This is a genomic window from Streptomyces sp. NBC_00654 (genome assembly GCF_026341775.1).
Lineage (GTDB): Bacteria > Actinomycetota > Actinomycetes > Streptomycetales > Streptomycetaceae > Streptomyces.
Genome location: NZ_JAPEOB010000001.1, coordinates 3,575,019 through 3,600,075, shown reverse-complemented (window position 1 = coordinate 3,600,075; position 25,057 = coordinate 3,575,019). Strand labels below are relative to the sequence as shown.

Genomic DNA, 25,057 nt, shown 5'->3' with positions numbered 1-25,057 from the left:
ACGACGACGCGGCGGCCTGAACGGGACATCGTGGTGTACATGAGTTCCCTCGCGCTGTCTGTGCTGCTGTCACTGATCTCCGCGGTCGCCTATGCGGCCGGGGCGATCGTCCAGGAGCGCGTGGCCGCGGCCGGTGACGGCCGCTCGTACGCCCCCCTGCGCAACGCCGCGTGGTGGGCCGCCGTGGCCCTCAACGGGGTCGGCGCGGTCCTGCACGTGGTGGCTCTGGCCTACGGTCCGCTGAGCCTGGTTCAGCCACTGGGCGCCCTCACGATCGTGTTCGCCCTGCCGATGGCGGCGCTGTTCGTCCGCCGCAGGGCGGGCGCCACGGCCTGGCGCGGCGCGGTCATGGCGACGGTCGGACTGGCCGGACTGCTGGCCCTGACCGGGAACTCCGCGTCGCACTCGCTGGACGGTCCGGAGCAGCTGATGCTGGCGACCGTGACGTTCGGCGCCGTGGCAGCGCTCTTCCTCCTCGCCCAGGGGCTGCACCGGCCGATGCTGCGGAGCGTGGTGCTGGCCACCGGTGCCGGGGTGGCCTTCGGTATGGCGTCGGTGTTCACCAAGACCGTGGCCATGGAGTGGACGTCCGGTTCGGTACGTTCCGGACTGCCGCCGCTCCTGGTGATCGCGGGACTCGCCGCGGCGGGTCTGCTGCTGTCCCAGGCGGCGTACCGCGGGGCCGGTCTGACCGCTCCGCTGGCGACGGTGACCGTGGTGAACCCGGTCGTCGCCGCCGCCGTCGGCATCACCCTGTTCGGCGAGCACTTCCGCTACGGCTGGACGGGCACCGGACTGGCGCTGTCCTGCGGCGCCCTGGCCGCGGGCGGGCTGGTGCTGCTGACGACGGAACGGCTGGGCGCCGAGCGCATGAGCGATGCCGCGCGGTCAGGGGAGCGCGCGCAGGCGGCCTCCGCCGGGGCGGCGAAGGCCGTGCGGGCCGCCGAGGCGGCCGGGACCGGCGACGGGGACGGGAGGGCCACCGAGGACCTGGGCGACCCCGAGGGCGCACCGGGCGCGGAATCGCGCCGGGGCTCCGCCGGGACGCCCGCGCTGCCGGTGACTCCGGCCGGAGCGGCGCCCTGGAGCCGGTCGGTCCCGCGCCCGCCCGAGCCGCCCGCCCGCCCCGCTTCGGCCGGTGTCACGGCAACCGGGAAGGCTGCCCCCGGCGCGCGCGCCGAGGCCCTGCCGCCGGGTCCGTTTCCCGCGCCGCACGCCCTGCCGCTGTCCGTGACCGTGCCGCCGGGCCGCGGCGCGCGGCGTGTGGTGTTCGCCGGCCCGCGGCCCTTCGCGGCCGGGCACGACGTGCGGAGCCGGCACCCGCCGTCGGGGCTGAGCCGGAGCGGGCCGTGGAGGCGGGGGCCGTTCAGACGTTGACGCCGCCCGCCCTGAGGTAGGCCAGCGGGTCGATGTCCGATCCGTAGCCGGGGCCGAGGCGGATCTCGAAGTGCAGGTGCGGGCCGGTGCTGTTGCCCGTGGAGCCCGAGCGGGCGATCCGCTGCCCGCTGGAGACCTTCTGCCCCTCGCGCACATGGAGCGCGGACAGATGGGCGTACTGGCTGTACCTGCCGTCGCTGTGCCGGATGACGACCTGGTAGCCGTACGCTCCCGCCCAGCCGGCCGAGACGACCTTCCCCGAGGCCACGGACTTCACCGACGTGCCGGTGGGGACCGGGAAGTCGACGCCCGTGTGATAGCCGCTGGACCAGGAACCGGCCTGCCGGTACGGGGTTCCGGTACGGGCGGACACGGGGGCGCTCAGTCCGGAGGGCTTCTCCGCCCGTTCGGGGGCGCGATGCTCCTTCTTCGGCTCGGGCTTCCGCTTCGGCTCGGAGGTCCGTCTGGGCTCGGGGGTCTTCTTCGGCCCGGATTCGGCGGCCTGCCTCGCGGGGGCCTGCGCCACCGGCCGGGCCGCCTGCCGGGCCGCCTGCCCGGGCGTCGGCGTGGCGGACTCCGTGGCCTGCGGCTTCTCGGCCCGCCCGGTCTCCGCCGCCTTCCCGTCCTGCTTCTTCGGCTGGGGGGCGGGCTTCGCCCGCTCCCTCCCGGACGTGGCGTCGGCCGCCTGCTTCTTCGCTCCGGCCTTCGGTGTCCGGGCCACGTCGAGGTTCAGCCGCTGCCCGGGAAATATGAGGTCGGGGTTGTCACCGACCACCGTGCGGTTCGCCTCGTAGAGCCCCTGCCAGCCGCCCCGGAGGCGTTCTGTCGCCACGATCCCGGAGAGCGAGTCGCCGCTCGCCACGGTGTACGACTCGTGCTCGCCGGGCACGGCGGTCGGCGAGGCGGACGCCGTGCCGGTCCGCGGCTGACGGGGCGGAGCGGCCTTCTTCGGGGCCTGGACCGGCCTGCTGCCCGCGGCCTGCGGCGTGACCTCCGGGGCGTCGCCGCCGCGGGTGAGTCCCGCCTGCACGGAGCATGTGGGCCAGGCGCCGGGCCCCTGCCCGTCCAGCACCTTCTCGGCCACGGCGATCTGCTGGTCCCTGGTCGCCAGGTCGGCGCGTGCCGCGAAGGCCGTACCGCCGTACGCCGCCCAGGTGGAACCGGTGAACTGAAGTCCGCCGTAATAGCCGTTGCCGGTATTGATGTGCCAGTCGCCGGTCGCCTCGCACGCGGCGACCTTCTCCCAGACATCGCTGGATGCGGCCCCGGCCGGGGCCGCGGCGATGAGCGGGAGCGCGATGCCCGCACCGCCCACCGTCACCGTGAGCGAGGCACGGTTGATCCGGCTCGGCTGATACTTGCGGTGCCGTCCGTTCGCGGCCATGACTTGGCTCCCCCACAGGCAGTAGGACACGTCGCAAACGGCCAACTTAGGCCCATACGAAGGATGGTGACAAGGTACCGTTTCGTCTCGGCCGCCCCTGCCGTTCCCATGGCCTGATTCCGCCCCCGGGCCCGCGCCGCGGGCGGTCGGCCGACGCCCCTGAGGAGCACCGGCGCACGCCGGCCGGGGCGGCGCGGCCGGGAAATGGAGAGCGCTCTCCCCTGATGCTATAAAGGCGCACATGACGGATGACCCGCGGTCGGCAGGTGCACCAACCCTGGAGGACGTGGCGAGGGCGGCCGACGTGTCGCGCGCCACCGTCTCACGGGTCATCAACGGGGTCCGCAATGTCGACCCGGCCATCCAGGAGGCCGTGCGGCAGGCGGTGTCCGTCACCGGCTACGCCCCCAACCGTGCCGCCCGCTCGCTGGTCACCCGGCGCGCCGATGCCGTCGCCCTGGTGATGTCGGGCGCGGGCGTCGAAGCGGGGGCGGCGCAGACCGCGGCCGAGGGCCCGTTCACCACGCGGGTCTTCACCGACCCGTTCTTCGGCCGGGTGGTGACCGGGGTCATCAACTACCTGCGGCCGCGGGGGATGCACCCCGTTCTGATGTGCGCGGAGACCTCGCGGGACCGCGACGAGGTGGTGTCGTATCTGCGCCAGGGCAGCGCGGACGGTGCCCTGATCGTGTCGACGCACGCGGAGGACCCGCTGCCCGGACTGATCACCGACGCCGGTCTGGCGGCGGTGCTGTACGCGCGCCCCGCCCGGCCCGTACGCATCAGCTTCGTCGATCTCGCTCACCAGGACGGCGCCCGGCTGGCCGCCGGGCATCTGCTCGCCCGGGGCTGCCGGCGCGTCGCCACGATCACCGGCCCGCTGGACGTCCCCGCGGGCCAGGACCGGCTGGCCGGGTTCCGGGACACCATGGCGCGGCACGGACACCCGTACATCCCGGTCGCCGAGGGGCAGTTCACCCAGCGGAGCGGGGAGGCGGCGATGGCCCGGCTGCTCGCCGAACACCCTGATCTGGACGGGGTGTTCGCCGCCAACGACCTGATGGCGATGGGGGCCTGCCATGTGCTGCGGGAACACGGCCGCCGGGTGCCGCAGGATGTGGCGGTGGTCGGCTTCGACGACAGCAGCGCCGCCTCCGCGTGCCGCCCGCCGCTGACCACGGTCCGGCAGCCGGTGGAGGAGATGGCCGCGGAGATGACCCGGCTGCTTCTGGACCGGCTGGCCCGGCCGGACGGCCCGCCCACATCCGTGATCTTCGAACCGGAGCTGGTGGTGAGGGAGTCGGCCTGAAGGCTGTCCCGTGCCTATCGACTCCACCGATCCCGGGCTTGGGGAACATTGGTACAGCGGTTGGCGCTGAGAACGATCATGGTTCCTGGGTGGCAGTCTCCGAGTTCGGGTGAGGCTGGGTCTGGAGTCGCTGGCGGAGGTCGGCTTCTTCGGCTGTGAGCGGGTCGCCGGGGCGCCGGATGCGGACTCGGAGGGGGCGCGGGATGTCGTCGACGTCCTGGAGGTCGGCAAAGTCGGCGTGCGCCTGGGCGACGGCCTCGGGGTACACCTCCTGCTTCTCGTGCTCGGCGAGCGCCCGGTAGACGCTCGCGACGCTGGGGGCCAGGCCCTTGCGCTTGCCGGTCGGAATGATCAGGTCGGGCTGGATCTGCTCAACCGACTCGCCGTTCGCCCGGCGTCGGAGCACGGTGTGCAGCATGTCCTCGGTGATGACGGGCGGCCGGCCGCCGTATTTGCCCTTGCGGGCCGCTGCGTCGAGTCCTTCGAGGGTCGACTCCCGGATGTTCTCCCGCTCGGTCTCCGCCATTGCCGCGAAGAACGCGAACAGCAGCCTTCCGGGCCCGCTCGGGTCGTACATCCCCGGCAGAGGTCCGGCGAGCATCTCCAGGACCAGGCCATGAGCGGTGAGGTGGTCGGCGAGTGCGGTGAGTTCGGCGGCGTCGCGGCCCAGGCGCTTCATCTCGTACACGGTGAAGATGACCCGGCAGTGCGGGGCGTGGGCCTTGATCTGGCGGGCGAGTGCGAGCGCGGCCTCGAACTGCGGGCGGACACGGACCCGGGTGCTGATCTTCTCGGAGAACACTTTGTCGCGCGGGATGCCGTGCTTGGTGAGGGCGTCGAGCTGCGACTGGAGTTCCTGGGTGAGCGTCGAGCACCGCGCGTACCCGATACGGATGTCGGCGGTCGGGGTGTCCGGCGCGAGGGCGAGCGGGACCGGGGTACCGGGGCGCCACGGCCGGCCGGGCCCGCGGTCGGCTGGGGTGGGCACGCGCAGGAGCTTGGCGAGCCGGGGCACCTCGGTGAAGCGGCCGGTGTGGTAGGTGCCGGCGACCGCCCCGGAGCGAGAGCGGCACGGCGAGCCGGGCTCGGCTCGGCAGCGCGGGCAGGGGTGGCGCTCGACATCGTCCGCGTCGCTCGCGGAAGCCTCTTGAGGGACCGTCATGGCACCGGAGACTGTCACAAACGATTCCCAGAAGTACCCCGAACCCACCTTTGAGTGAGAACGAGTTCTGCGAACCGAACCGCCGGTTCGCGATCATCGGGACGCCATCTTTGATCTTGCTCGGGCAAAGGGTCCGTTTGTGAGAATCACTCGGCGTCTGGGTCGACGTCGCTCGGGTGGGCGCCCGAAGTTCCCATTCCATCATCCGCATCCGTTCGACCTGTCGCCGTGCGACGGCGACCATCCCGGCGTCGAACTCGTGGTCGGGGCCGATGTCTACAGCCTTGGGGACCATCGGGGCAGCCCTTGGCGCTAACGGCTGCCCCGATGGCCCTCAAGGCCGGAGTCCGTGTGCCGGGCAGCCAGGACGATCGGCTGACCGGCACACGGAATGCGTGTCAGCCGGAACACCGGACCGAGGACGGCCGCGCCGATGGCTCCGATGCCGGCCCAGACGGCGTAGCCGACGACGTCGATCTTCTTCAGGGCGACCCGCCGATGCCGTCGCTGTCCCACGTGGGCCACAATGGATCATATGGCGATCATTCAGCTCGGTGAGGTTGCGACCTGGTACGACGAGCAGGGCGACGGTGAACCCGTCGTCCTGCTCCACGGTGGCTTCGTCGACTCGCGGATGTTCGTCCCGGCCCTGCCCGTTCTCGATGGCCTGCGCGTCATCACGGTGGACCGGCGCGGTCACGGCCACACACCCGACGTCCATGGCCCGCTGTCGTATGACGTCATGGCCGACGACATGATCGCCTTCCTGGAGAAGGCGGTCGGCGGCCCGGCGCACCTGGTCGGCCACAGCGACGGCGCGAACGTGGCGATGATCGTCGCGATGCGCCGCCCCGACCTCGTGCGGCGTCTCGTCCTGATCAGCGGCAACTTCCGACACGGCGGCCTGGTGCCCGGCGTTCTGGACGGATTCGCCGAGGCCGTGCCGTACCTGGGTGCCCGCTACGGCGAAGTGTCACCCGACGGCCAGGAACACTTCCCCGTCGTCGTGGACAAGCTGCTGCGCATGGCGCGGTCCGAGCCGAACCTGACAGAGGACGACCTCGGCCGCATCGCGAGCCGCACCCTCGTCATGTCCGGGGACGACGACGCGGTAACGCTGGAGCACACGATCGCGCTCCACCGGGCGATCCCCGAGTCCGAGCTCGCCGTCGTACCCGGCACATCACACCTCCTGGTGATGGAGAAGCCGGAGCCGGTCTATCGGGCCATCCTGGACTTCCTCACCACCAATCCCACCCAGACCAGGCAGCCCATCCGCCGCGCCCGCTGAGCCGCTGCCCAGGCGGCGAAGTGCCGCGAGACCTCATCGCTCGCACCTTGATGCGCGTCCATCAGAGTTGCCGCAAACCGCCCCGGCAGCGAGACGGCCGGGCGATCGATGACCGCTCAGCCCGGCGAGAAGGCTCGATGCGTTCCCAATCAGAGGAGGCGTTCCCGCGATCTCTCCCGACAGTCTGCTCAAGGGCCGTTCAAAGACGGGTTCTAAGGGCCATATCGTCCGGTTCGTTCATCACTCTCCTCTCAGCTTCCACCTGGAGGGCCGAAGCGTTCGCCTCACCCTGCTCCCAGCCCAGTCGTAGTACTGCGAGAAGTTGACGAGTCCTGTGCCGGGGCGGCCCACTCGTCCCCGTCTTCGTCATCGTCGAGCTCGGGAGCGTCCGGGTCGCGCAGCGGACGCAGGCCCTGGCGCGGGGTGGAGGGGGTGAAGCTGTAGCGGCCCAGGACGTTGAGGTTCTTGAACTTCAGCGGGGAGAGGCGGGCGACATCCTCATCGCTGATCTCGTGGCCCTCGGCACGCAGCTGGGCGACCGCAGCGTCGATGTACTTCGTCGTCCAGAGCACGACGGCGTTCAGCACCAGTCCCAGCGATCCGAGTTGGTCCTCCATGCCGTCTCGGTATGCCTGGTGGATGGTGCCCCGCTTGCCGTGGCAGATGTCCCGGGCGAGCGTGTGGCGGGACTCCCGGACGGACAGCTGCTTGCCCATCTGCCGTCGGTAGGTGTCATCGACCGGGTCGACGACCTGGAGCAGGTGCAGGGTCTTGGCAATGCGCCCGTACTCGGCGAACGCCTGCCCCAGCGGCGTCGGTCGTCCATGGTTGCCGAACATCCGCAGCAGGTCATAGGCCCGCACCTGGTTGGTGACCAGCGAGCCGGCCACCTTCAGCATGTCCTCCCACTGGGTGGTCACCTTCTTCAGGTTCACCTTGTTCGTGCGGGCCAGGTCCGTCAGCGGCCCGTAGCCGCCGGTCTCGATCCCGTCCATCTCCGCCCGCCAGAACCTTTGGTCGTCCAGGTCCTTGAACCGCGGGGAGAAGTTGTAGCCCAGGATCTTGAACAGGCCGAACACCATGTCCGAGTACGAGGCGTTGTCGGTGGCGACCATTTCCGGCTTCACCCCGCCGTCGAGGTCAGCAGGGCGTCCAGGATGTGCAGGGAGTCGCGGGGCGTGCCAGGGACGACCATCTGCCCGATGCCGAAGACCTGGTCGTTGACGGCGTTCAGCCAGGTGATGCCGCGCTTGAATCCGAAGCACTTCGGGTTCGGGGCGGTGCTGATGGAGCGGACCGGGACGACGAAGCGCAGTCCGTCGACGGAGGCAAGCAGTCCGTTGCCCCAGTGCGCCACGATCGGGACCTTCGCCTGGGCGGCGATCAGGGCGGCGTTGGCCGCGGCGATGGTGTCGGCGCGAAGGTAGTACTGGTCGACGTGGACCAGCCGGGAGCGGGTCAGCGCCTCGTGGCCGGGGTTGGTCACCGGGGTCATGCCGATGTTGCACGCCTCGCTCACCAGGAGCGCGACGACCGAGGTGGTGAGGTCCTTTATGCGGGTCTTGCCGTCGCCCAGGTGCACGAAGGCGTCCGGGAACCCGGTCCAGGAGTGCACTTCGAACAGCAGGTCCGGCAGGTCGATCTTCGGGAGCATCTTCTCCACCCGGCGCCGCAGCCAGGCCAGCGACTTGGGCACCCCGAGTGCCCCGAGCGCGTCCACGTTCAGCTTGGCCCGCCCGTTGGGCTGCACCTCGATACTGACCTTCGCATCCGCGCCGGCCTCTTCGAGGCGTTCGGCCATCTGCTTCCACGCCGCGTCCAGTACCCGCACCAGCTCCGCCAGATGCTCCTCGACGGGCGCCTCCAGGCTCAGGCCCGCCAGTACGTCCTCGCGCACCGCCAGCCACGGCTTGCCGTCCAGCAGACGGGCGCGCGGGTTGGAGAAGCGGTGCGAGGGGGAAGCGAAGATGGCGCGGCTGACCAGCGCCCGGTACAGCTGCTCCAGCACGCACACCACATAGGCGTCGCGGTCCACCGCGCCCTGCGGCAGGTCCTTGTTCGCGTACACCGCCTTGCGCCAGTACGGCGGCACCACCTTGTCGTCAACCTCCCGCTTCAGCAGCGGCTTCTTCGTCACCTGGCGCCGGCTGAGCGCGGGCAGGCCCTTGACCGCGGCCAGGACCCGCTCCCCGGCCGGGGCCGCGCCGAGCATCTTGGTGTCGCCGAGCAGCGACAGGAACGGGCGCACCGTGTTGTAGCGGTTGGCCAACGCCTCGCGGATCGCGATCTCCGCCGAGTTGTCGTCCTCCGGGACCAGGCTCGCCACCGTGGCGGCCGCGCTCCACAGCTGGGCCCTCGGCGCGACCTCCTCCAAGGCCTTCCACATCGCGGCCGCATCCACCGCCTTGCCGCTCTCCTCGATGTGCTCCAGCTCCTCCATGAACACCTTCGAGATGCGGGCCGTGATGCGGGACGCCTTCTCCAGCTGCGGCAGCGTGGAGAGCCGATCCTTGTTCGTGAGCCGCTTCGCGGTACTGAGTAGCTTGGTCGACATCAGCACCGTGAACAGCTCCAGCGCGTCGTCGATGGCCCTGGCCTCCAGTGCCGCATCACCGCGGTCAGCATCGCGGTGCGCTTCGGCTCGCTCGCCCGCTCCAGGCTTGTCGCCTTCGACCCCAGGCCGTAACGGGCCAGCGCGGCGAGCCGGTTCGGCGGTAGCTTGTCCAGCTTCACCCGCCCCAGCCGGTACACGGCGATCTCATCCACCCGCTCCAGCGCCCGCTTCATCGCCGTCCCCGTGGTCTTCGTCGGCGGCCGGCGGAAGGTCTCCAGATACGAGTACCGCCTGCCCTCCGGCGTCTCCAGCAGCGCCACCAGGTCGGCGGGCAGCGACCGGTCCGCCCGCCAGGCCGCCCTGGCGACTGTCGTGTGCAGGCGCTTGTCCGCGATCTCGCGGACCTCGGACACCTGCCGCGCCAGCACCGACACCCCGGGCAGCAGCACCCGGTGCTTACGCAGCCAGCCCACCGCACAGTCGAACAGCGCCTTCGGCCCCTCCGAATGCGCGGTCCATGCCCGCCCGTGCAGGAACGTCCGGAACTTCCGCCCCCACTCCGGGTCGTCGTACTCGTGGTACTCGTACGCGTTCCGGATCTCCCACACGTGCTCGTACGCCGTCTTCGGCCGCTCGGTGTACCGCTTCACGTCCGAGACGTCCTCGATGCCGAGCTGCTCGGCCAGGTGCTCCACCACCGGCCACGGCACACCCAGAGGATCGTCGGGGAGGAACCTGCCGATGTAGCGCACCGTGCACATCTGCAGAGCGAAGCCCAGTTGGTGGTGCCGCGTACGCCGCAGCGCGATCAGATCGCGGTCCACGTCGTCCAGGAAGAAGAAGCGCTCCAACTCCGGACGCGTCGGCTCCTCGACAAACTTCCCGTACGCCTCGGCCTGGTTATCCGTCAGAAATTCCACCGGCATGCGGCGGAGCCAACCACCCGCCGCTACAGAACGTGGATCTTTGACCGAAGGGCCCCGGGAAGCAGACCACCCGTGCTAGAAGTCCACCGCCCACCGCTCGTGATCGTTCTCAGCGCCAACCGCTGTACCGATGTTCCCCAAGCCCGGATTCATCGGGAGATTCGACGGGAGACACGGCGCGGGAGGGCGCTCTCCCGCGCCGTGTCAGTGTTTCGCCGGTGCTGAGAGAGTGTCAATAGCCCGTGAACGATGCACAGTGCACGCGGTGTTGCCGTACGAGGGAGGCGCGCGGCCGCGCCCGGGAGCCTCGCGGGAAGCCGCATCCCGAGGGTGACCGGTACACAGGTCGTCCCGCGCGTCCCCCACGGCCCAAGGGCCCAAGGACTCAAGGGCTCAAGGGCTCAAGGGCTCAAGGGCTCAATCGGCCAAGCCTCCCACTCGCGGATCGACCGGTGCGAGGACTCCGAGCCGGTCCTCGATCGCCTGGGCCGCGTCCAGGCACAGGTCCTCCCGGAACGCGCGCCCGACGATCTGCACCCCGGTGGGGAGCCCGTCCGCCATCCCGGTCGGTACGGCCACACCGGGTACGCCCACGAAGCTGGTCACGGTGCACAGGCGCATCCCCGACCCGACACGGTCCCGCCCCGGCCTGTCACGCGATTCCAGCCCCGGCTCGACCGGCGGCTCGGTGAACACCGGGCCGAGCAACAGCGGATAGGAGTCGAGGAATCCGGCCCAGGAGCGGCGGATGTTCATCCAGGTGCCCATCAGCTTCATGAGCTCGTCCGCGGTCGCGGGCGGGGTCTGCTCCATCGCCATCCCGATATAGCGGTCCCCGCCCTTGCCGAGCAGCTCGCGCACCGCCGGCCAGTTCGGGGCGAACTCGGTCACGGTGATCCGGCCGTACGCCTCAAGCGCCTCGTCCAGGCGTGGCACGTCCGGCACCTCGCGCACGTCGTATCCGGCGTCGCGGAGCGCGTCGGCCGCCGTCTCGACGGCTGCGCGGACCGTGGGGTGGACGCCGTGCCCGCCGGGGTCCGCCACGACCGCGACCTTCACCGGCCCGGCGAGCGGTTCGCCGTAGGCGGGTACCGGCACGGCGCGCGGGTCGCGCGGATCGGTCCCGGCAAGCACCTCGTACGCGAGCCGGAGATCGCCCACGCTCCGGGCCAGCGGGCCGTCGGTGACCAGCATCTGGGACGCCGGGCCGGGGTCGTCCGGGCCGAGGATCCGGTGGTCGGCGGGAAACCGGCCTATGGACGGCTTCAGCCCGGCCACACCGCAGAACTGTGCCGGTACGCGTACCGATCCGCCCGAGTCATTGCCGAGCCCGAGCGCTGCCATGCCCGTGGCGACGGCCACCGCGTCACCTCCGCTGGATCCGCCCGGGGTCCGGCTGCTGTCCCACGGATTGACCGTGTCACCGAACAGTTCGCTGCGCGTGTGCACCCCGGCCAGGATCAGGGTGGGGATGTTGCTGTGCCCGATGGGGATGGCCCCGGCCGCGCGCAGCCGTGCCACCGGGGGCGCGTCGGCCGATGCCACCAGATCACGGAAGCGTTTCACTCCGAACGTGGTGGGCACGCCCTCGACGGCGGTGGTCTCCTTCACCGTGAAGGGCACGCCCGCGAGCGGCCCCAGCCTTTCACCGGCGGCCCGTCGCCGGTCCGTCCGTGCCGCGGCCTCCCGTGCGCGCTCCGCCAGGAGCTGAGTGACCGCGTTCACCTGCGGGTTGACCTCGGCGATGCGATCCAGGTGGCTTTCGACCAGTTCCACGGCCGAGACGTCCGCGCCGCGCACCGCCTCCGCCTGTGCAGTGGCCGGCATCGTCCACAGGGCGTCCTGCATGGCTTTCCCCTCCTCGTTCCCGTACCAATGCGCTTGCATCGGAACCGTACCGCTGGAACCGATGCGTTCGCATCACATAAAGTGCGCGGTGAACCGGAGTGCTGTGAAACAAGGAGGCGACGGAGGATGCCCAGGCACGTGGACCATGTGGGCCGGCGCCGCCTCATCGCCGAGGCCGTCTGCCATCTCGCCGACGAACGGGGGCTGGAGGGCGTGACCCTTCGCGACGTCGCCGCCCGCGCGCAGGTGTCGATGGGCGCGGTTCAGCGGTGCTTCCGCACCAAGGAAGAAATGCTCGTGTTCGCTCTCGGGCACATCGGTGAGCGGATCGGCGAGCGCGTACAGGCCCGCCTCGTCAGGAGCCCGGCCCAGTCGGCCGGCACCGCCCTGGGACACGCCGCCGACGAGATCTCACTGCTCCGGGAGGAGCACCGCGCCGAGGCCAGGGTCTGGCTCGCCTTCGTCGCGCAGGCGGCTGTGAGCACGGTGCTCGCCAGGACGCTGAAGGCGAACTACGCGGCTCTGCAGGAGGCGTTCACCCGACTCATCGCGGAAGCGGACGAGTGCGCCGGATCCGCCGTTCCCCTCGATCCGCAGCGCGAGGCCCGCACCCTCCTCGCCCTCGCCGACGGCCTCACCGCGCACGTCCTCATCGGCCACCTCACCCCGCACGAGGCACACGACCTCCTCCACACGCATCTGGCCGGCCTGTGGGAGCGACCGGCCCGGCCTACCACGTCGCACCCCCCGAACCGCCCGAACACACGCTGAACCTCCATAAGAACCGGACGAGTCGGGGCGAGGAAGCGACAGGTGAACCGGGGCGGCCCATCGGGACACGGTCGCCGCGTCGCGCGACGCGCTCGCCCCGGCGGCGTCCATCTGCTCGTCTTCCGCAACCACGGCCTACAGGACCGTGGCATTTGCCCCTCTGCGCGCGCCGACTCGCCTCGCGCGGGCGGCCGGCTGACGGAGGTGAACGGTCTGCCGTGGCACGAAGTCCTCGCGCGCCCGGCCTCGGCGGCGTGTCCTGGTCCGGGCACATTGACTCCCGGGCATCACTGCCCCCAGACCGTTTCTTTCGAATCCAGGCCCTTTCTTTCGCATCACTGCTGACCGGATGACGACGGCGCCGAGGCGATCAGGAAGAGGCGCCCCGAGCGCCGTCCCGAAATCCGGTGGTTCCTCCGCCGCGGGCGAGGCACAATCCCCCGGGGAGCGGGCCGAGGGGGAGCTGGATTGGACGTGTTCGCGTGTGCCGGGTGCGGCACGGAGCTGACGGCGCCGGTGTCCCGGGTCGCCCTCCCCGTCCACGCCCACCACGGGGCGTGGGAGGAGCTCCATCCTCCGCTGATGGAGTCCGCCACGTACGCCGTCGACTCCCGGCCCACCGGACCGCCCTGGCGACTGTGGGAGGAGGTCGGAGAGGAAGCGGCCGCCCGGCAGGGCGTGTACGCGCCGGTGTACTCCGTCTCCTTCGGCGCGCGGAACAGGATCGTCATCGCCCCCGGCGACTCCCGGTCCATGGCTCTGATCCCCGAGAAGTGCGAGGGCTACTGCCGGGGTGTGGACGGCCGGGCCGGACCCAACCTGGCGTGCGAGGAATGCGGCCGGGCCGTGGCGACCCGTATGGACGACTGCGGAATGTGGCAGACGGTGTGGCTGGAGCCCGACGCGGTCGTATGCCGCCCCTCGGGGCTGCTCCCCGCCGGTCCGCCGCCCTGCTGGGACGATCTGGAACGCGCTGAGCATCGCGTCCCGCCCGTCGAACCCGACGGGTCGTGGAGCCGCCGCTGGGAGGCCGCGGTCGGGGTCGTGCTGGCCCACCTCGTGGCGACCACCGCGGGAGGCCCGGTCATTCTCCCCGCCGGCCCCGTCGCCGAGCTGCTCGGCCACGCCGTCGGCCGGTGTCTCCCTGCCGGGCCGGGTGCCCGGACCGTGGGACTGGCCGGCCCGGGGGTCGCCCCGCCCCGCCCCCGACCCGCCGTCCTCCTCGTCCCCCTCCACCCCCTCACGGGGGAGACCTGGCGCCCGGCAGGCGATGAGGGGGCCGTGGTGCCGCTGGACAGCGGGGTCTGGGCGTACTTCGCCCACCCGGGCGAGACCTCGCCGATGCCCGCGAGCGGAGTGCTCCCGGAGGGTGTCCTGCGCGACGACTATCCACTGCCGTCGCAGCCCTGGTACCCGCTGATGCCCAACCGCCGCGCCTTCGCGGACACGCTGGTCGGGCTGCCCGCCATACGCGCGCCCCAGCTGCGCAGGTTTCGCGACGAGCGACGCTGAGGGCGATCTCGATCCCGGTCACCCTTCGCCGGGACGCCCGGTGGTTCCGCCCACCCCGGCCCGTGTCGCCCGGGCGACACGGGCCGGGTGGATCAGGCGGTGTGCAGGGTCAGCCCGTAGCGGCCGAGGATCTCGTTGACCGGCTGGTGCCAGGTCTCACCGCCGCCGCCGCAGTTGCCCCAGCCACCCGAGGTGACGCCCTGCGCCTGGTCACCGCTGATGAAGGAGCCGCCGGAGTCACCGGGTTCGGCGCAGACGCTCGTCTTGGTCATCTGATGGACGGCGCCCTGGCTGTAGTTGACGGTCTCGTTCTTGGCGAGCACGCTGCCGCAGTGCCAGTGCGTGGTGGAGCCCGAGCGGCAGACCGAGGCGCCGACCGGAGCCTCGGCCGAGCCCCGGACCAGCTGGTCGGAGACGGTACCCCAGCCGAGGACCACGGGGACGGTCCACCAGCCGTTGCCCACACTCACCCAGGCGTAGTCGTCGCCCGGGAAGGACGAACCCTGGAAGCTGCCGATGTCCGAGCCGTCCCAGCCGCGGACCGCCCCGCCCGCCTGGCCGCAGTGCCCGGCCGTGACGAAGCCCCCGTGCACCGAGAAGCCTATGGAGCACCGGACGTTGCCGGTGTAGTACGGGTCACCGCCCACCGTGCCCGCGGCGAAGGTCCGCGGGGCGCCGGCCGTTTCCCTCACCGTGACCGGACCGGCCTTGCGGGCCTGCGCGACGAAACTCCGGACATCGTTGTCAGCACGCGCGGAGGCGACCACGTTCACGACGACGCTGCTCGCCTCGGGGTCGACGTGCCAGCTGCTGACACCGCTCGGTGCGGACAGCGCGTCGATGCGCCGCTTGGCGGCGTCGAGCCGCCGTGCGGTGTGCGGGACCAGCCGGGTATCGGCGCCGGTCTCCCGTACCGCCGCCGCGGCCCGGTCGTCGGTGAGGGCGACGGTCAGCCTGCCGGTGCCCGCGTCGAACCAGGAGCCGCCGTACGTGGATCCTGCCGCGCGCCGTGCCTTCGGCTCCACCGCTGTCGCCGTCTTCTCGGCGGCCAGCCGCGCCCGTACCTGACTTTCCGTCAGCCCGAGGTCCTTCCGCATCGCCGAGAGCAGGCCGGCGGAGGCCGGAGCGTCGGCGGCTGCGGAGGCCCGGGTGCCGGTGATGGAGGGGGAATCCGCCGCGGAGGCCGAGGGCAGGCCGACAGCCGCCCAGGCGCCGAGGAGGAGCAGCGCGGACAGACCGGTCCGCACAACTGTCGTGTTTCTCAAGGGAATGGACCTTCCTGTTGTTCCAGCATCGTGGGGTGGAACAGGAGGCATCCGGGAGCGCATCCGGAACAGTCGACTGGGAGCGCTCTCAGATGTACCGCAACGGACTGTAGCCCAGAACGATAGGCAGGTCCATGCCAATGGATCAGGTCCACACCAAGGAGCGAACCGGCGCCGGAACAGGGCTCCACCCGGTACGGGGGCTGAGTAGGCGTACTCATCCGGCGCACCGTCAGCGGTCGTACTGTCACAGTGGCACGGGGCGAAAGCGCATCCCGATGGAGCCGGGGGCTCCGTCGTCGGAAGAGGGGGAAGTTCGTGGATCTGTTCGACTGGGAGCTGGGCGGCCGGAACAAGCACGAGGTGGAAACCGGAGGCGGCTGCTCCTGGGTCACCGTGGTGATCGTCGGGGTCCTGGTAGGGCTGGCCATGCTGGTGAGCGCGTTCTTCGGGTTCCTCAGGGGGCTCCTGTGACAGGCCCGTTCACCGGGTGCAGGCCGGGCGAGGGCTGATCGCGGTCACGGGGCCAGCAGTGGGAGTCCGGCCTCGGACCACAGTTCGCGGAAGCCGCCGCCCGGCGCGGCGTCCTCCTCCCCGGCGGTACGCCAGATCCTCACCGCCCGGGAGGGGGCGGCGAACCGGGGCCAGCCGGGATCGCCGTGCGCGGCGAAACCGGCCCAGGCCCCCAGCATGCGGCGCGACAGCTCATGATCGTCCCGCCCGGGTACGCCGCCGGTCAGGAAGTGGACGCTCTCCTCGTCGAGGTTGCCGAACGCGAACGGGATGTCCGCGCAGTGCCAGGCGCGCACCCGCTGCCCCTGACCACCGCGCCGCCGGGCGAAGCGCGACATGAACACCGTCCCGCCCGCGTCCGCGTGGGAGTCGGCGAGCCGGCTGCTGTACTCGCCGAAGAGCAGATCCGTATGGATGGCCAGATGGAGGCCGCGCACGGAAGCGTCCGGCATCCGTACGCGGTATCCCTCGACGAGCGCGTCGGGGAGGCCGAAGTCCCTGGCGAAGGAAGCCAGTTGCTTCTCCGTGGCGATCTTCGCGCTGCTCCCGACGGCGTCCAGGAGCCAGTACTCCTCCGTGGTGTGGCAGACCAGCAGGTCCACCGCCCGGGTGAGTCCGGCCGCCGAGGCGGTGAGCGGGTCGAGGGGCAGGATGTCCCCGTCCGCGACCGGTCCGTAGACCGCCGGGTCGTAGTGGCGCTGCCCGGAACGGGGGTCCCGCCGGTACCGGTCCACGACCCGGTCGCCCGCGGCCACGAGAAGCTGCGGCGACACGGAGAGCAGCCCCGTACGGGTGGCGGGCACACCGGCCGCGGCGGCGACTTCGGCGGTGGTGCGCGCGGCTTCCGCCACGGACGCGCAGGCGTTGACGGCGCTGTGGACGATGGCGCGGCGGAAGAGTCCGCGCGCCCGGTCCATCGCCATCAGGCAGGCGACCGAGGTGGCTCCCGAGGACTGTCCCGCCACGGTGACGTTCCCCGGCGCGCCGCCGAACGCCGCGATGTTGTCGCGTACCCACTCCAGGGCCGCGATCTGGTCGAGCAGCCCCCGGTTGTCGGGACAGGGCGCCTCGTCCTCCCCGGCCGGGACATGGCCGAAACCTTCGAAGCCCAGGCGGTAGTTGAGGGTCACGACGACGACTCCCGATCCGGCCAGTGCGGTGCCGTCGAAGTCCGGCTGCGCGGAGGAGCCGAAGACATAGGCACCACCGTGGATCCAGACCAGTACCGGCAGCCCGTCCCCCTCGGTGCCCGGCGTCCAGATGTTGAGGGTGAGGATGTCCTCGTCGCCGGGTGACCAGACCGGCGCGCCCGGCAGTTCGGCGGACTGGGGGGCCACCGGCCCGAAGGCCGCACCGTCGCGGACCCCGTCCCAGGGCCGCGCCGGCCGGGGCTCGCCGAACCGGTTCGCGCCGAACGGCGGAGCGGCGTAGGGGATGCCGAGCACGGCGACGATCCTGTCGTCCCGTGCGGCCGTCCGCCCGCGCACCCGTCCGGACCTGGTCGTGTACTCGGCCACCGCTGCTCCCCCGTCCTCCGTGACCGGTTCTCGGTTCCGGACACGGATTCAGCGTGTCAGCGGTCGGACGAACGCGCCAACACCGAGATCACCACGATTGACGCACTGTGGATGTGAGCCGGTGTGCGGAACCGAGTGCCGTACGGCCACGGCCACGGTCGTACGGAGCGGCGGCCCGGGGAACACCCGGCCCCCGGGAACAGCCTGGGAACAGCCGATGTCCGGATCTGTGGGGTGTACGTTCCGAAGCAGCACCGGGCGGAACCCTCGGACCGCGGCACCGCCCATGACGGCACGGCCGAGGACAGCACGGTCCGCGACCGCACGCCCCACGACCGTACGATCCACGAAGCGGAAAGCCGGTGAACACCATGACGACCGACACGCCTCTCACGGCCGGTGTCCCCGTACCCGACACCACGCTCGCGCGGGAAGCGACCGAGCTGGTACGCGACACCACGAGCGAGCTGATCTACCACCACTCCCGCCGGGTCTTCTGGTTCGGCGCCCTCCAGGGCCGTCACCGCGACCTCTCCTTCGATCCCGAGCTGCTCTACATCGGGGCGATGTTCCACGACCTCGGGCTCGGCGAGCGGTTCCGTTCCAGCGGCAGGCGCTTCGAAGTGGACAGCGCGGACGAGGCCCGCCGCTTCCTCCGGGCGCACCAGGTGCCCGAGGACAGCGTCCGGCGGGTGTGGACCGCCATCGCCCTGCATACGACCCCGGGCATTCCGTCACACATGGAACCCGAAGTGGCTCTGGTGACCGCCGGTGTGGAGTACGACGTGCTCGGCATCGGTTTCGGGGACATCTCCGAGGCCGACCGGGCGGAGATCGTCGCGCTCCATCCGCGTCCGGACTTCAAGCGGGAGATTCTCGCCGCGTTCACGGACGGCATCCGGACCAGGCCGGAGACCACGTTCGGCAATGTCAAGGCCGATGTGCTGGAGCACTTCGTCCCCGGCTTCGCACGCGGTGACTTCGTACGTACCGTCCTCGACTCCCCCTGGCCCGAATGACCGGCGCGGTCCCGCGAGACGGCACACCCCGCGGCCGTGCCGGGTCTGCGCACGGCGTCCGGGCCCGCTCCTCCGTACGGGAGGCGTACGGAGGAGGCCCGGCACGCGCGACCGGTCCGTCGGCCGGGGACCGTCGGACAACGGGCCCTATGTCCCCATGAGCTCACGCACCGTCGCCATGTCGCTGAAGGGCACCAGTTCGTCACCGACGATCTGGTACGGCTCACTGCCCTTGCCCGCGATGAGAACGATGTCGTCCCGGCCCGCCCGTTCCAGCGCGAACGTGATGGCCCGGCGGCGGTCGGCGAAGCGTTCGAAGGGGGTTCCGGTCGCCATGAGGCCCGGAGCGATCTGGTCCAGGATGACGTCCGGGTCCTCGTACCGGGGGTTGTCCGAGGTGAGGACGCACAGATCGGAGTGGGTACCGGCGATGGTGCCCATGGCGGCCCGTTTGGTGGTGTCGCGGTCCCCGCCGCAGCCGAACACGGTGATGATCCGGCCCCGGGCGAAGCCCCGGATCGTGGTCAGCACCTTGTTCAGGGAGTCCGGCGAGTGCGCGTAGTCCACGATCACCGATGTGCCCCGCGGGGTGTGGAGGCGCTCGAAGCGGCCCGGGATCTGCGGCATCCGTTCGAGCGCGCCGACCAGCCCGGTCAGATCGTGCCCCAGAAGGTGGCAGGCGGCCACGGTCGCCAGTGCGTTGGAGACGGAGAACCGTCCGGGCGAGGGGATCGCCGCCGGATACTTGACGCCTTCGTGGTGCAGGGTGAAGCGGGTGCCCGCGGCATCCACGAGAAGGTCGGTGGCCCGGTAGTCCGCCGGGGTGTCCAGGGCGTACGTGGTCACCTCGCCCGGCATCATCGCCAGGATCCCGGCGCCCACCCCGTCGTCGGCGTTGACCACGGCACGCCGGCAGAGTCCCTGGAAGAGGCGGAGTTTGGCGTCCCGGTAGTTCTCCATCGTCCCGTGGTCGTCGAGGTGGTCCTGCGTCAGGTTCGTGAAGACGCCGACGTCGATGAACGTACGGTCCACCCGGTGGTTCAGCAGGCCCATCGAGGTGGCCTCCAGGACGACGCTGCCGGCCCCCCGGTCACGCATGCGCCCGAGCAGATACTGGAGGTCGGGCGATTCGGGCGTGGTCAGTACCGAGGGAGGCATCGGGATCAGCTCGTCGCCGATCCGGCTCCCGGCGGTGCCGATCACCCCCACCCTCGCGCCCTCCGAGATCCGCAGCACCGACTCGACCATGTACGAGACGGATGTCTTCCCGTTGGTGCCGGTGACGGCCACCAGGTCCATCGCGCGACCCGGCTCACCGAAGTACCGCGAGGCGACGACGGCCGCCGCCTTCCGGGTGTCCGGTACACGGACGGCGCACACACCCTCCGCGGAGGCCGGGAGCGGCGGTGCCTGCGCGTCGACCAGGACTGCCACCGCACCTCGGGCGGCGGCCGGGGCCACGGCATGCGGGCCACCCGCGAGGTGGTCCGGCACCGCGACGAAGAGCGAGCCCGGAGTGACCCGGTCCGCGTCGAAGGTGGTCCCTGCGGTGATGTCGGTCCGCTCCGGTACACCCTGGAGCACGTGGTGTTCCTGCCCGGCCAGTAGTTCGCTCAGCTTCACGGTGGTCCCTTCGAAGGCGGCTCGGGCCCGGTCCTGCGGCCGTCGCCGGGCAACAGCACCGGCGGTGCGCCGGAAGCTGCGGTGATGCTGTGTGGAGCCGGTGATGGGTCTCGCGGCCGGCCGATGCCGGACGCGACGGTTCAGCCCGGCGCGAAGGCCGGGGTCGTGAAGGGGGCGGGTCGGGGGCAGTGCCCCGGACAGGAACCGCGGAAGATCGCTAGCCGTGGCCGTGCAGAGCGGTGCGACGCGTATCGGAGGCACCCTCGGCGGGCATGGCCGCCGCTGCGGGAGCTGCCGGAGCGGCAGCGGCCGGGCGCAGCACGGAGGTGGCCCGCGACAGGCACTTCCTCACGTCATCGGTGCGACCCATGGACCGAGTGTATGCCCGGCCCTGCGCGACGGAACCCGCGCGGGCCGCAGGTCCCGCGCGGGATGTTCGGCCCCGGACGACGGTTGTCCCGACCGCGTGGGGGCAAGCCTGGAGCGTGCCGGGTGGGGCCCGGCGCAGGCCCTGAGCTGCGAGGGAAGGCACGGCCGCGCCTCCGCGGACGGGCCGGGTGCTGATCTTCCCTTTGCGGCCCCGGCCCGACCGGAGTGGAATTGCGTACAGGGGACGGTTGGGCGCCCGCGCCGTTCGGCACCGGGCTGTCCGCCCCGCCGGAGTGGACCGCCGACGTGGACCGCCAAGGGTGGACCGCCGGAGTGCGCTGCCGGAGGCGGAGTGCCGAATGCGGTGACGACGGGCAGAAAGGACACACACCATGACCGACACCGACCGGGGGGACGACGTCTACCAGCCCCAGGAGCCGGAAGCCTCCGACCCCGACGACCTGCTCGATGTCGAGGACACCCTGGACACCTCGGGAATCACGGATGTCCTGGACGAGGGCTACTCGCCACCGGACCGGCCGTGGGCGGTCGACGACCGGGGCACCACGGCGGCCGAGCAGCACACCGGCGAGTCCCTAGACAGCCGGCTGACCAGGGAACTGCCCGAGATCCCGGTCTCCGCCGACGACGGTCCCGGTGACCTGCCCGGCGGGGACGGCGAGCTCCGGGACACCGAGGTCGGCACGGTCCGGGCCGGACGGCTCACCCAGCAGGCGGACGGCAGCGTTCCGTACACACTGACCGCTCGGGACGTCGGGATCGACGGCGCCGCGGCATCGGCCGAGGAAGCGGCCATGTATGTGATTCCGGACGAGGAGGACGGCCTGCCGGGCGAGGGGCCGCTGCCCACCGGTGACGGCGCGGCCCCCTCCCCCGCACCGTGAGGCGGGCGCCGGCACGTCCTGAACGCTCCGTCCTCCCGACCGGTGTCCACCCCGGCCGTTCCCTCACGTCCCCGTCATCCCACGAGATCGCAGGAGTACACAGATGAGCGGCACTGCGCAGATCGGCGTCACCGGGCTCGCGGTGATGGGCCGCAACCTCGCGCGGAACTTCGCGCGCCACGGCTTCACCGTCGCCGTGCACAATCGCACCACCGCGAGGACGGACGCCCTGGTCGGGGAGTTCGGCGACGAGGGCACCTTCGTCGCCGCGCACACGCCGAAGGAGTTCGTGGCCGCACTGGAGCGCCCCCGCCGCCTCGTGATCATGGTGAAGGCCGGGGACCCGACCGACGCGGTGATCCAGGAGTTCGTACCGCTGCTGGACGAGGGCGACATCGTCATCGACGGCGGTAACGCCCATTTCGAGGACACCCGCCGACGCGAGAGGGAACTGCGCGAGCGCGGTATCCACTTCGTCGGTACGGGGATCTCCGGCGGTGAGGAGGGCGCCCTGCACGGCCCGAGCATCATGCCCGGCGGTTCCGCCGAGTCGTACGAGTCGCTGGGGCCGATGCTGGAGAGGATCGCCGCGAAGGCCCAGGACGGCACCCCGTGCACCACCCACATCGGGCCGGACGGGGCCGGACACTTCGTGAAAATGGTGCACAACGGCATCGAGTACGCGGACATGCAGCTGATCGCCGAGGCGTACGACCTGCTGCGGGCCGTCGCGGGCTACTCACCCGGGCGGATCGCCGAGACCTTCCGCAGCTGGAACACCGGGCGGCTCGACTCGTATCTGATCGAGATCACGGCGGAGGTCCTCGCCCACACCGACGCGGCCACCGGCAGGCCCTTCGTCGACATCGTGCAGGACCGGGCCGAGCAGAAGGGCACCGGCCGCTGGACCGTACAGATCGCGCTCGATCTCGGCGTGCCGGTCTCCGGGATCGCGGAGGCGGTCTTCGCCCGGTCGCTGTCCGGCCACGCGGACCTCCGGGAGGCGGCCCGCGGTCTGGCGGGCCCCTCGGCCGTACCCCTGGGCGAGGCGGAGTCGGCGGCCTTCGCCGACCGGGTCGAGCAGGCGCTCTACGCCTCCAAGATCGTCTCGTACACCCAGGGCTTCCACCAGATCCGGGCGGGCGGCGAGGCGTACGGCTGGGACATCGACCTCGGCGCCGTCGCGTCGATCTGGCGGGCCGGGTGCATCATCAGGGCGGCGTTCCTGGACCGGATCAGGTCGGCCTACGACGCCCGCCCGGAACTGCTGAGCCTGCTGTCCGACGAACAGTTCGCGCGGGAGATCGGCGCCGCGCAGGACGACTGGCGCGCGGTGGTCGCCGAGGCGGCACGGCAGGGGGTCCCCGTCCCCGGGTTCGCCGCCGCGCTCTCGTACTACGACGGGCTGCGCGCCGGCCGGCTTCCGGCCGCGCTCACCCAGGGACAGCGGGACTTCTTCGGCGCGCACACCTACCGGCGTACCGACAGGGAGGGCTCCTTCCACACCCTCTGGGGCGGCGACAGGTCGGAGGTCCCCGCCGGGTGACGCCACCGGTCCGCCGGGTGACCCGGCCGGGTCACCCGGGGTGCGGGAGGGCCGCGGGTGTGGGTAAGTGGCAGCGAGCCCCCGCCGGCCTCCGGTCCCGCCGATGTCCAGCCGATGCCCCGCCGATGCCCCGCCAACCCTGGAGTGCGCGCATGCCCGACGCCGTCCCGGACCCGGTCGCGGTCCAGCCCGTGGTCGCCCAGCTGACCAGCGCCGCGCTGATTCTGGTCGGCACGATCGAACCGGGGGGCGAGGCGGCCGTGCGTGAGGTGCTGCCGGACCTGGCGGCGGTCAGCCGTTCGATCGGGTTCCGCTTCCCGGACGCGGGGCTGGCCTGTGTGACGGGTTTCGGCTCCGCGGCCTGGGACCGGCTGTTCGACGGTCCCCGCCCGGCGCGGCTGCATCCCTTCCAGGAGTTGCGGAGTCCGCTCCACCATGCTCCGGCGACGCCGGGCGATGTGATCTTTCATGTCCGGGCCGAGCGGATGGACGTCTGCTACGAGTGGGCCCGGCAGTTGCTGGAGCGGCTCGGCGGTGCGGTGCGGATCGTCGACGAGACCCAGGGCTTCCGTTATTTCGACCACCGTGACCTGCTCGGCTTCGTGGACGGCACGGAGAATCCGGTGGGTGACGACGCGCGGTCCGCCGCCCTGGTGGGCGACGACGACCCCGGTTTCACGGGCGGCAGTTACGTCATCGTGCAGAAGTACCTGCACGATCTGGCGGCCTGGAACGCGCTGTCCGTCCGTGACCAGGAACTGGTGATCGGCCGGACCAAGTTCGACGACGTCGAGATGTCCGACGCCGAGAAGCCCGCCGACTCCCACATCGCTCTCAACACGATCACCGACCCGGACGGTACGGAGCGCGACATCCTGCGCGCCAACATGCCGTTCGGCAGTTTCGGACAGGGCGAGTTCGGCACGTACTTCATCGGCTACGCGGCCGACCCCGAGGTGACCGAGCGCATGCTCCGCAACATGTTCCTCGGCGATCCGCCCGGTACGCACGACCGCATCCTCGACTTCTCGACCGCGGTCACCGGCACGCTCTTCTACGCCCCCAGCGCCGAGTTCCTCGACGCCCCGCCGCCGTCGCCCGCCCTCGCCGGGGCCGGGGCCCGCCCGGAACCGGCCACCGCGCCGGTACGGCGGGCACCGGCACCGGCGGTCCCGGCCGACGGTTCGCTGCGCATCGGCAGCCTGCAAGAAAGCGCCCAGTGATGAACAACCTCCACCGCGAACTCGCGCCCGTCACGGAAGCCGCCTGGGACCAGATCGAGGAGGAGGCCCGGCGCACCTTCAGCCGCCATGTCGCCGGCCGCCGGGTGGTGGACGTGACGGACCCGGACGGGCCGGAGCTGGCCGCGATCGGCGACGGTCACCTCCGCGACATCGACCCGCCCACCCCGGACGTGCTGGCCAGGGCCCGTACCTCGATGCCGCTCATCGAGTGGAAGGTGCCGTTCACGGTGACCCGGGCGGCCGTGGACGATGTGGAACGGGGCTCCGACGACAGCGACTGGCAGCCCGTCAAGGACGCGGCCCGCACCTGTGCGTTCGCCGAGGACATGGCCGTCATCGACGGCTACCCGGCGGCGGGGATCACCGGTCTGCGGGACGGTTCCTCACACACTCCGCTCCCGCTGCCGGCCGATGCGCGGGACTACCCGGCGGCGGTCAGCCAGGCCCTGACACAGCTGCGGCTCGCCGGGGTCGACGGACCGTACCGGCTGCTGCTGGGCGCCGACGCGTTCACCGAGGCCACCGAGACCTCCGACCACGGATATCCGGTGGCCACCCATCTGGGGCGCCTGCTGGACGACAAGATCCTGTGGGCGCCCGCCGTGACGGGCGGGGTCCTGCTGTCCACCCGTGGCGGCGACTTCGAGCTGCGGCTCGGCCAGGATCTGTCGATCGGCTACCAGGACCACGACGCCACGAGCATCCGCCTCTACTTCCACCAGGCCTTCACCTTCCGGATGCTGACGCCGGAGGCCGTGGTCCCGCTCATCGCCTGAGGGGACCACGGCGGCGGGGGCGGTCGGCCGCTCGGGCCGTCGGCGCCCGGCCACGGGCCGTTCGGCCGCGGGCCGTTGGCACTCGGCCGAGGGCCGTGGAACCGCGGGGGGCCGGCCGCCGTCGCCTTCACGGTCCAGCCCAGCTC

18 protein-coding genes and 2 pseudogenes are annotated in these 25,057 nt (G+C 71.6%); 11 read left to right on the top strand and 9 right to left on the bottom strand.

Annotation, left to right across the window (positions count from 1 at the left end; all coding sequences use genetic code 11):
• Positions 1-39: 39 nt before the first annotated feature.
• A complete protein-coding gene (locus tag OHA98_RS15410) occupies positions 40-1,377 on the top strand; it encodes a DMT family transporter (protein WP_266926157.1) in 1,338 nt (445 codons plus the stop codon).
• Here OHA98_RS15410 and OHA98_RS15405 read toward each other — a convergent pair.
• Entirely contained in the window at positions 1,367-2,761 is a 1,395-nt protein-coding gene (locus tag OHA98_RS15405; RefSeq protein WP_266926155.1) for a peptidoglycan DD-metalloendopeptidase family protein, read from the bottom strand. The two genes, OHA98_RS15410 and OHA98_RS15405, sit on opposite strands and share 11 nt — an antisense overlap.
• Before the next feature lie 241 nt (positions 2,762-3,002).
• On the opposite strand from OHA98_RS15405, the gene OHA98_RS15400 reads away from it, so the two are divergent.
• Positions 3,003-4,070, top strand: coding sequence for a LacI family DNA-binding transcriptional regulator (locus OHA98_RS15400; protein ID WP_266926153.1), 1,068 nt, complete (start codon positions 3,003-3,005; stop codon positions 4,068-4,070).
• Positions 4,071-4,146: 76 nt separating this feature from the next.
• Here OHA98_RS15400 and OHA98_RS15395 read toward each other — a convergent pair whose 3' ends face one another.
• The gene (locus OHA98_RS15395) at positions 4,147-5,232 is read right to left on the bottom strand and encodes a recombinase family protein (protein WP_266926151.1); all 1,086 of its coding nucleotides are present in this window, start codon (positions 5,230-5,232) and stop codon (positions 4,147-4,149) included.
• Positions 5,233-5,637: 405 nt separating this feature from the next.
• Positions 5,638-5,724: pseudogene (locus OHA98_RS15390) on the bottom strand (QacE family quaternary ammonium compound efflux SMR transporter); the annotation flags it as partial.
• Positions 5,725-5,767: 43 nt separating this feature from the next.
• Here OHA98_RS15390 and OHA98_RS15385 point away from each other — a divergent pair.
• Positions 5,768-6,523: an alpha/beta fold hydrolase gene (locus tag OHA98_RS15385; RefSeq protein WP_266926149.1), complete on the top strand. Its 756-nt coding sequence runs from the start codon at positions 5,768-5,770 to the stop codon at positions 6,521-6,523.
• Between the two features lie 371 nt (positions 6,524-6,894).
• On the opposite strand, the pseudogene OHA98_RS15380 reads toward OHA98_RS15385, so the two are convergent.
• Both OHA98_RS15380 and OHA98_RS15375 read right to left on the bottom strand, forming a co-directional pair.
• A pseudogene (locus tag OHA98_RS15380) lies at positions 6,895-10,003 on the bottom strand (Tn3 family transposase); the annotation flags it as partial.
• 417 nt (positions 10,004-10,420) lie between these two features.
• The gene (locus OHA98_RS15375; RefSeq protein ID WP_266926147.1) at positions 10,421-11,851 is read right to left on the bottom strand and encodes an amidase; all 1,431 of its coding nucleotides are present in this window, start codon (positions 11,849-11,851) and stop codon (positions 10,421-10,423) included.
• A gap of 126 nt (positions 11,852-11,977) precedes the next feature.
• On the opposite strand from OHA98_RS15375, the gene OHA98_RS15370 reads away from it, so the two are divergent.
• Complete coding sequence (locus OHA98_RS15370; RefSeq protein WP_266926146.1) at positions 11,978-12,622, top strand: TetR/AcrR family transcriptional regulator; 645 nt, start codon at positions 11,978-11,980, stop codon at positions 12,620-12,622.
• 468 nt (positions 12,623-13,090) lie between these two features.
• Entirely contained in the window at positions 13,091-14,134 is a 1,044-nt protein-coding gene (locus OHA98_RS15365) for a hypothetical protein (protein WP_266926144.1), read from the top strand.
• 92 nt (positions 14,135-14,226) lie between these two features.
• On the opposite strand, the gene OHA98_RS15360 is transcribed toward OHA98_RS15365, so the two are convergent.
• Entirely contained in the window at positions 14,227-15,399 is a 1,173-nt protein-coding gene (locus OHA98_RS15360) for a S1 family peptidase (protein ID WP_266926142.1), read from the bottom strand.
• A 318-nt stretch (positions 15,400-15,717) separates the two neighbouring features.
• Here OHA98_RS15360 and OHA98_RS15355 point away from each other — a divergent pair, with 318 nt between their 5' ends.
• Positions 15,718-15,873 carry a hypothetical protein gene (locus tag OHA98_RS15355; protein ID WP_266926140.1) on the top strand — a complete coding sequence of 52 codons (156 nt, stop codon included), beginning with the start codon at positions 15,718-15,720 and terminating at the stop codon, positions 15,871-15,873.
• Between the two features lie 44 nt (positions 15,874-15,917).
• Here OHA98_RS15355 and OHA98_RS15350 read toward each other — a convergent pair whose 3' ends face one another.
• The gene (locus OHA98_RS15350; RefSeq protein WP_266926139.1) at positions 15,918-17,429 is read right to left on the bottom strand and encodes a carboxylesterase/lipase family protein; all 1,512 of its coding nucleotides are present in this window, start codon (positions 17,427-17,429) and stop codon (positions 15,918-15,920) included.
• A gap of 371 nt (positions 17,430-17,800) precedes the next feature.
• Here OHA98_RS15350 and OHA98_RS15345 point away from each other — a divergent pair, with 371 nt between their 5' ends.
• Entirely contained in the window at positions 17,801-18,448 is a 648-nt protein-coding gene (locus tag OHA98_RS15345; protein ID WP_266926137.1) for an HD domain-containing protein, read from the top strand.
• 147 nt (positions 18,449-18,595) lie between these two features.
• On the opposite strand, the gene OHA98_RS15340 is transcribed toward OHA98_RS15345, so the two are convergent.
• Together OHA98_RS15340 and OHA98_RS15335 are read right to left on the bottom strand one after the other, a co-directional pair.
• Positions 18,596-20,071: a UDP-N-acetylmuramoyl-L-alanyl-D-glutamate--2,6-diaminopimelate ligase gene (locus OHA98_RS15340; RefSeq protein WP_266926136.1), complete on the bottom strand. Its 1,476-nt coding sequence runs from the start codon at positions 20,069-20,071 to the stop codon at positions 18,596-18,598.
• 217 nt (positions 20,072-20,288) lie between these two features.
• Entirely contained in the window at positions 20,289-20,441 is a 153-nt protein-coding gene (locus OHA98_RS15335) for a hypothetical protein (RefSeq protein ID WP_266926134.1), read from the bottom strand.
• A gap of 391 nt (positions 20,442-20,832) precedes the next feature.
• Here OHA98_RS15335 and OHA98_RS15330 point away from each other — a divergent pair, with 391 nt between their 5' ends.
• The 4 genes from OHA98_RS15330 (at position 20,833) to OHA98_RS15315 (ending at position 24,911) form a co-directional block, all read left to right on the top strand.
• Positions 20,833-21,345 (top strand): DUF5709 domain-containing protein, encoded by a 513-nt coding sequence (locus OHA98_RS15330; protein ID WP_266926133.1) that lies wholly within the window; start codon positions 20,833-20,835, stop codon positions 21,343-21,345.
• A 103-nt stretch (positions 21,346-21,448) separates the two neighbouring features.
• On the top strand, positions 21,449-22,891 hold the full coding sequence (gene gndA / locus OHA98_RS15325; protein WP_266926131.1) for an NADP-dependent phosphogluconate dehydrogenase: 1,443 nt from the start codon (positions 21,449-21,451) through the stop codon (positions 22,889-22,891).
• A gap of 152 nt (positions 22,892-23,043) precedes the next feature.
• Positions 23,044-24,114: a Dyp-type peroxidase gene (locus tag OHA98_RS15320; protein WP_266926129.1), complete on the top strand. Its 1,071-nt coding sequence runs from the start codon at positions 23,044-23,046 to the stop codon at positions 24,112-24,114.
• A complete protein-coding gene (locus OHA98_RS15315) occupies positions 24,114-24,911 on the top strand; it encodes a family 1 encapsulin nanocompartment shell protein (protein WP_266926127.1) in 798 nt (265 codons plus the stop codon). The genes OHA98_RS15320 and OHA98_RS15315 overlap by 1 nt, the downstream gene beginning before the upstream one ends.
• Positions 24,912-25,057 lie beyond the last annotated feature (146 nt).

Coding starts and splice junctions, on each gene's coding strand:
- OHA98_RS15410 (WP_266926157.1), top strand. CDS start 40: ATGAGTTCCCTCGCGCTGTCTGTGCTGCTGTCACTGATCTCCGCGGTC.
- OHA98_RS15405 (WP_266926155.1), bottom strand. CDS start 2,761: ATGGCCGCGAACGGACGGCACCGCAAGTATCAGCCGAGCCGGATCAAC.
- OHA98_RS15400 (WP_266926153.1), top strand. CDS start 3,003: ATGACGGATGACCCGCGGTCGGCAGGTGCACCAACCCTGGAGGACGTG.
- OHA98_RS15395 (WP_266926151.1), bottom strand. CDS start 5,232: ATGACGGTCCCTCAAGAGGCTTCCGCGAGCGACGCGGACGATGTCGAG.
- OHA98_RS15385 (WP_266926149.1), top strand. CDS start 5,768: ATGGCGATCATTCAGCTCGGTGAGGTTGCGACCTGGTACGACGAGCAG.
- OHA98_RS15375 (WP_266926147.1), bottom strand. CDS start 11,851: ATGCAGGACGCCCTGTGGACGATGCCGGCCACTGCACAGGCGGAGGCG.
- OHA98_RS15370 (WP_266926146.1), top strand. CDS start 11,978: ATGCCCAGGCACGTGGACCATGTGGGCCGGCGCCGCCTCATCGCCGAG.
- OHA98_RS15345 (WP_266926137.1), top strand. CDS start 17,801: ATGACGACCGACACGCCTCTCACGGCCGGTGTCCCCGTACCCGACACC.
- OHA98_RS15335 (WP_266926134.1), bottom strand. CDS start 20,441: ATGGGTCGCACCGATGACGTGAGGAAGTGCCTGTCGCGGGCCACCTCC.
- OHA98_RS15330 (WP_266926133.1), top strand. CDS start 20,833: ATGACCGACACCGACCGGGGGGACGACGTCTACCAGCCCCAGGAGCCG.
- gndA (WP_266926131.1), top strand. CDS start 21,449: ATGAGCGGCACTGCGCAGATCGGCGTCACCGGGCTCGCGGTGATGGGC.
- OHA98_RS15320 (WP_266926129.1), top strand. CDS start 23,044: ATGCCCGACGCCGTCCCGGACCCGGTCGCGGTCCAGCCCGTGGTCGCC.
- OHA98_RS15315 (WP_266926127.1), top strand. CDS start 24,114: ATGAACAACCTCCACCGCGAACTCGCGCCCGTCACGGAAGCCGCCTGG.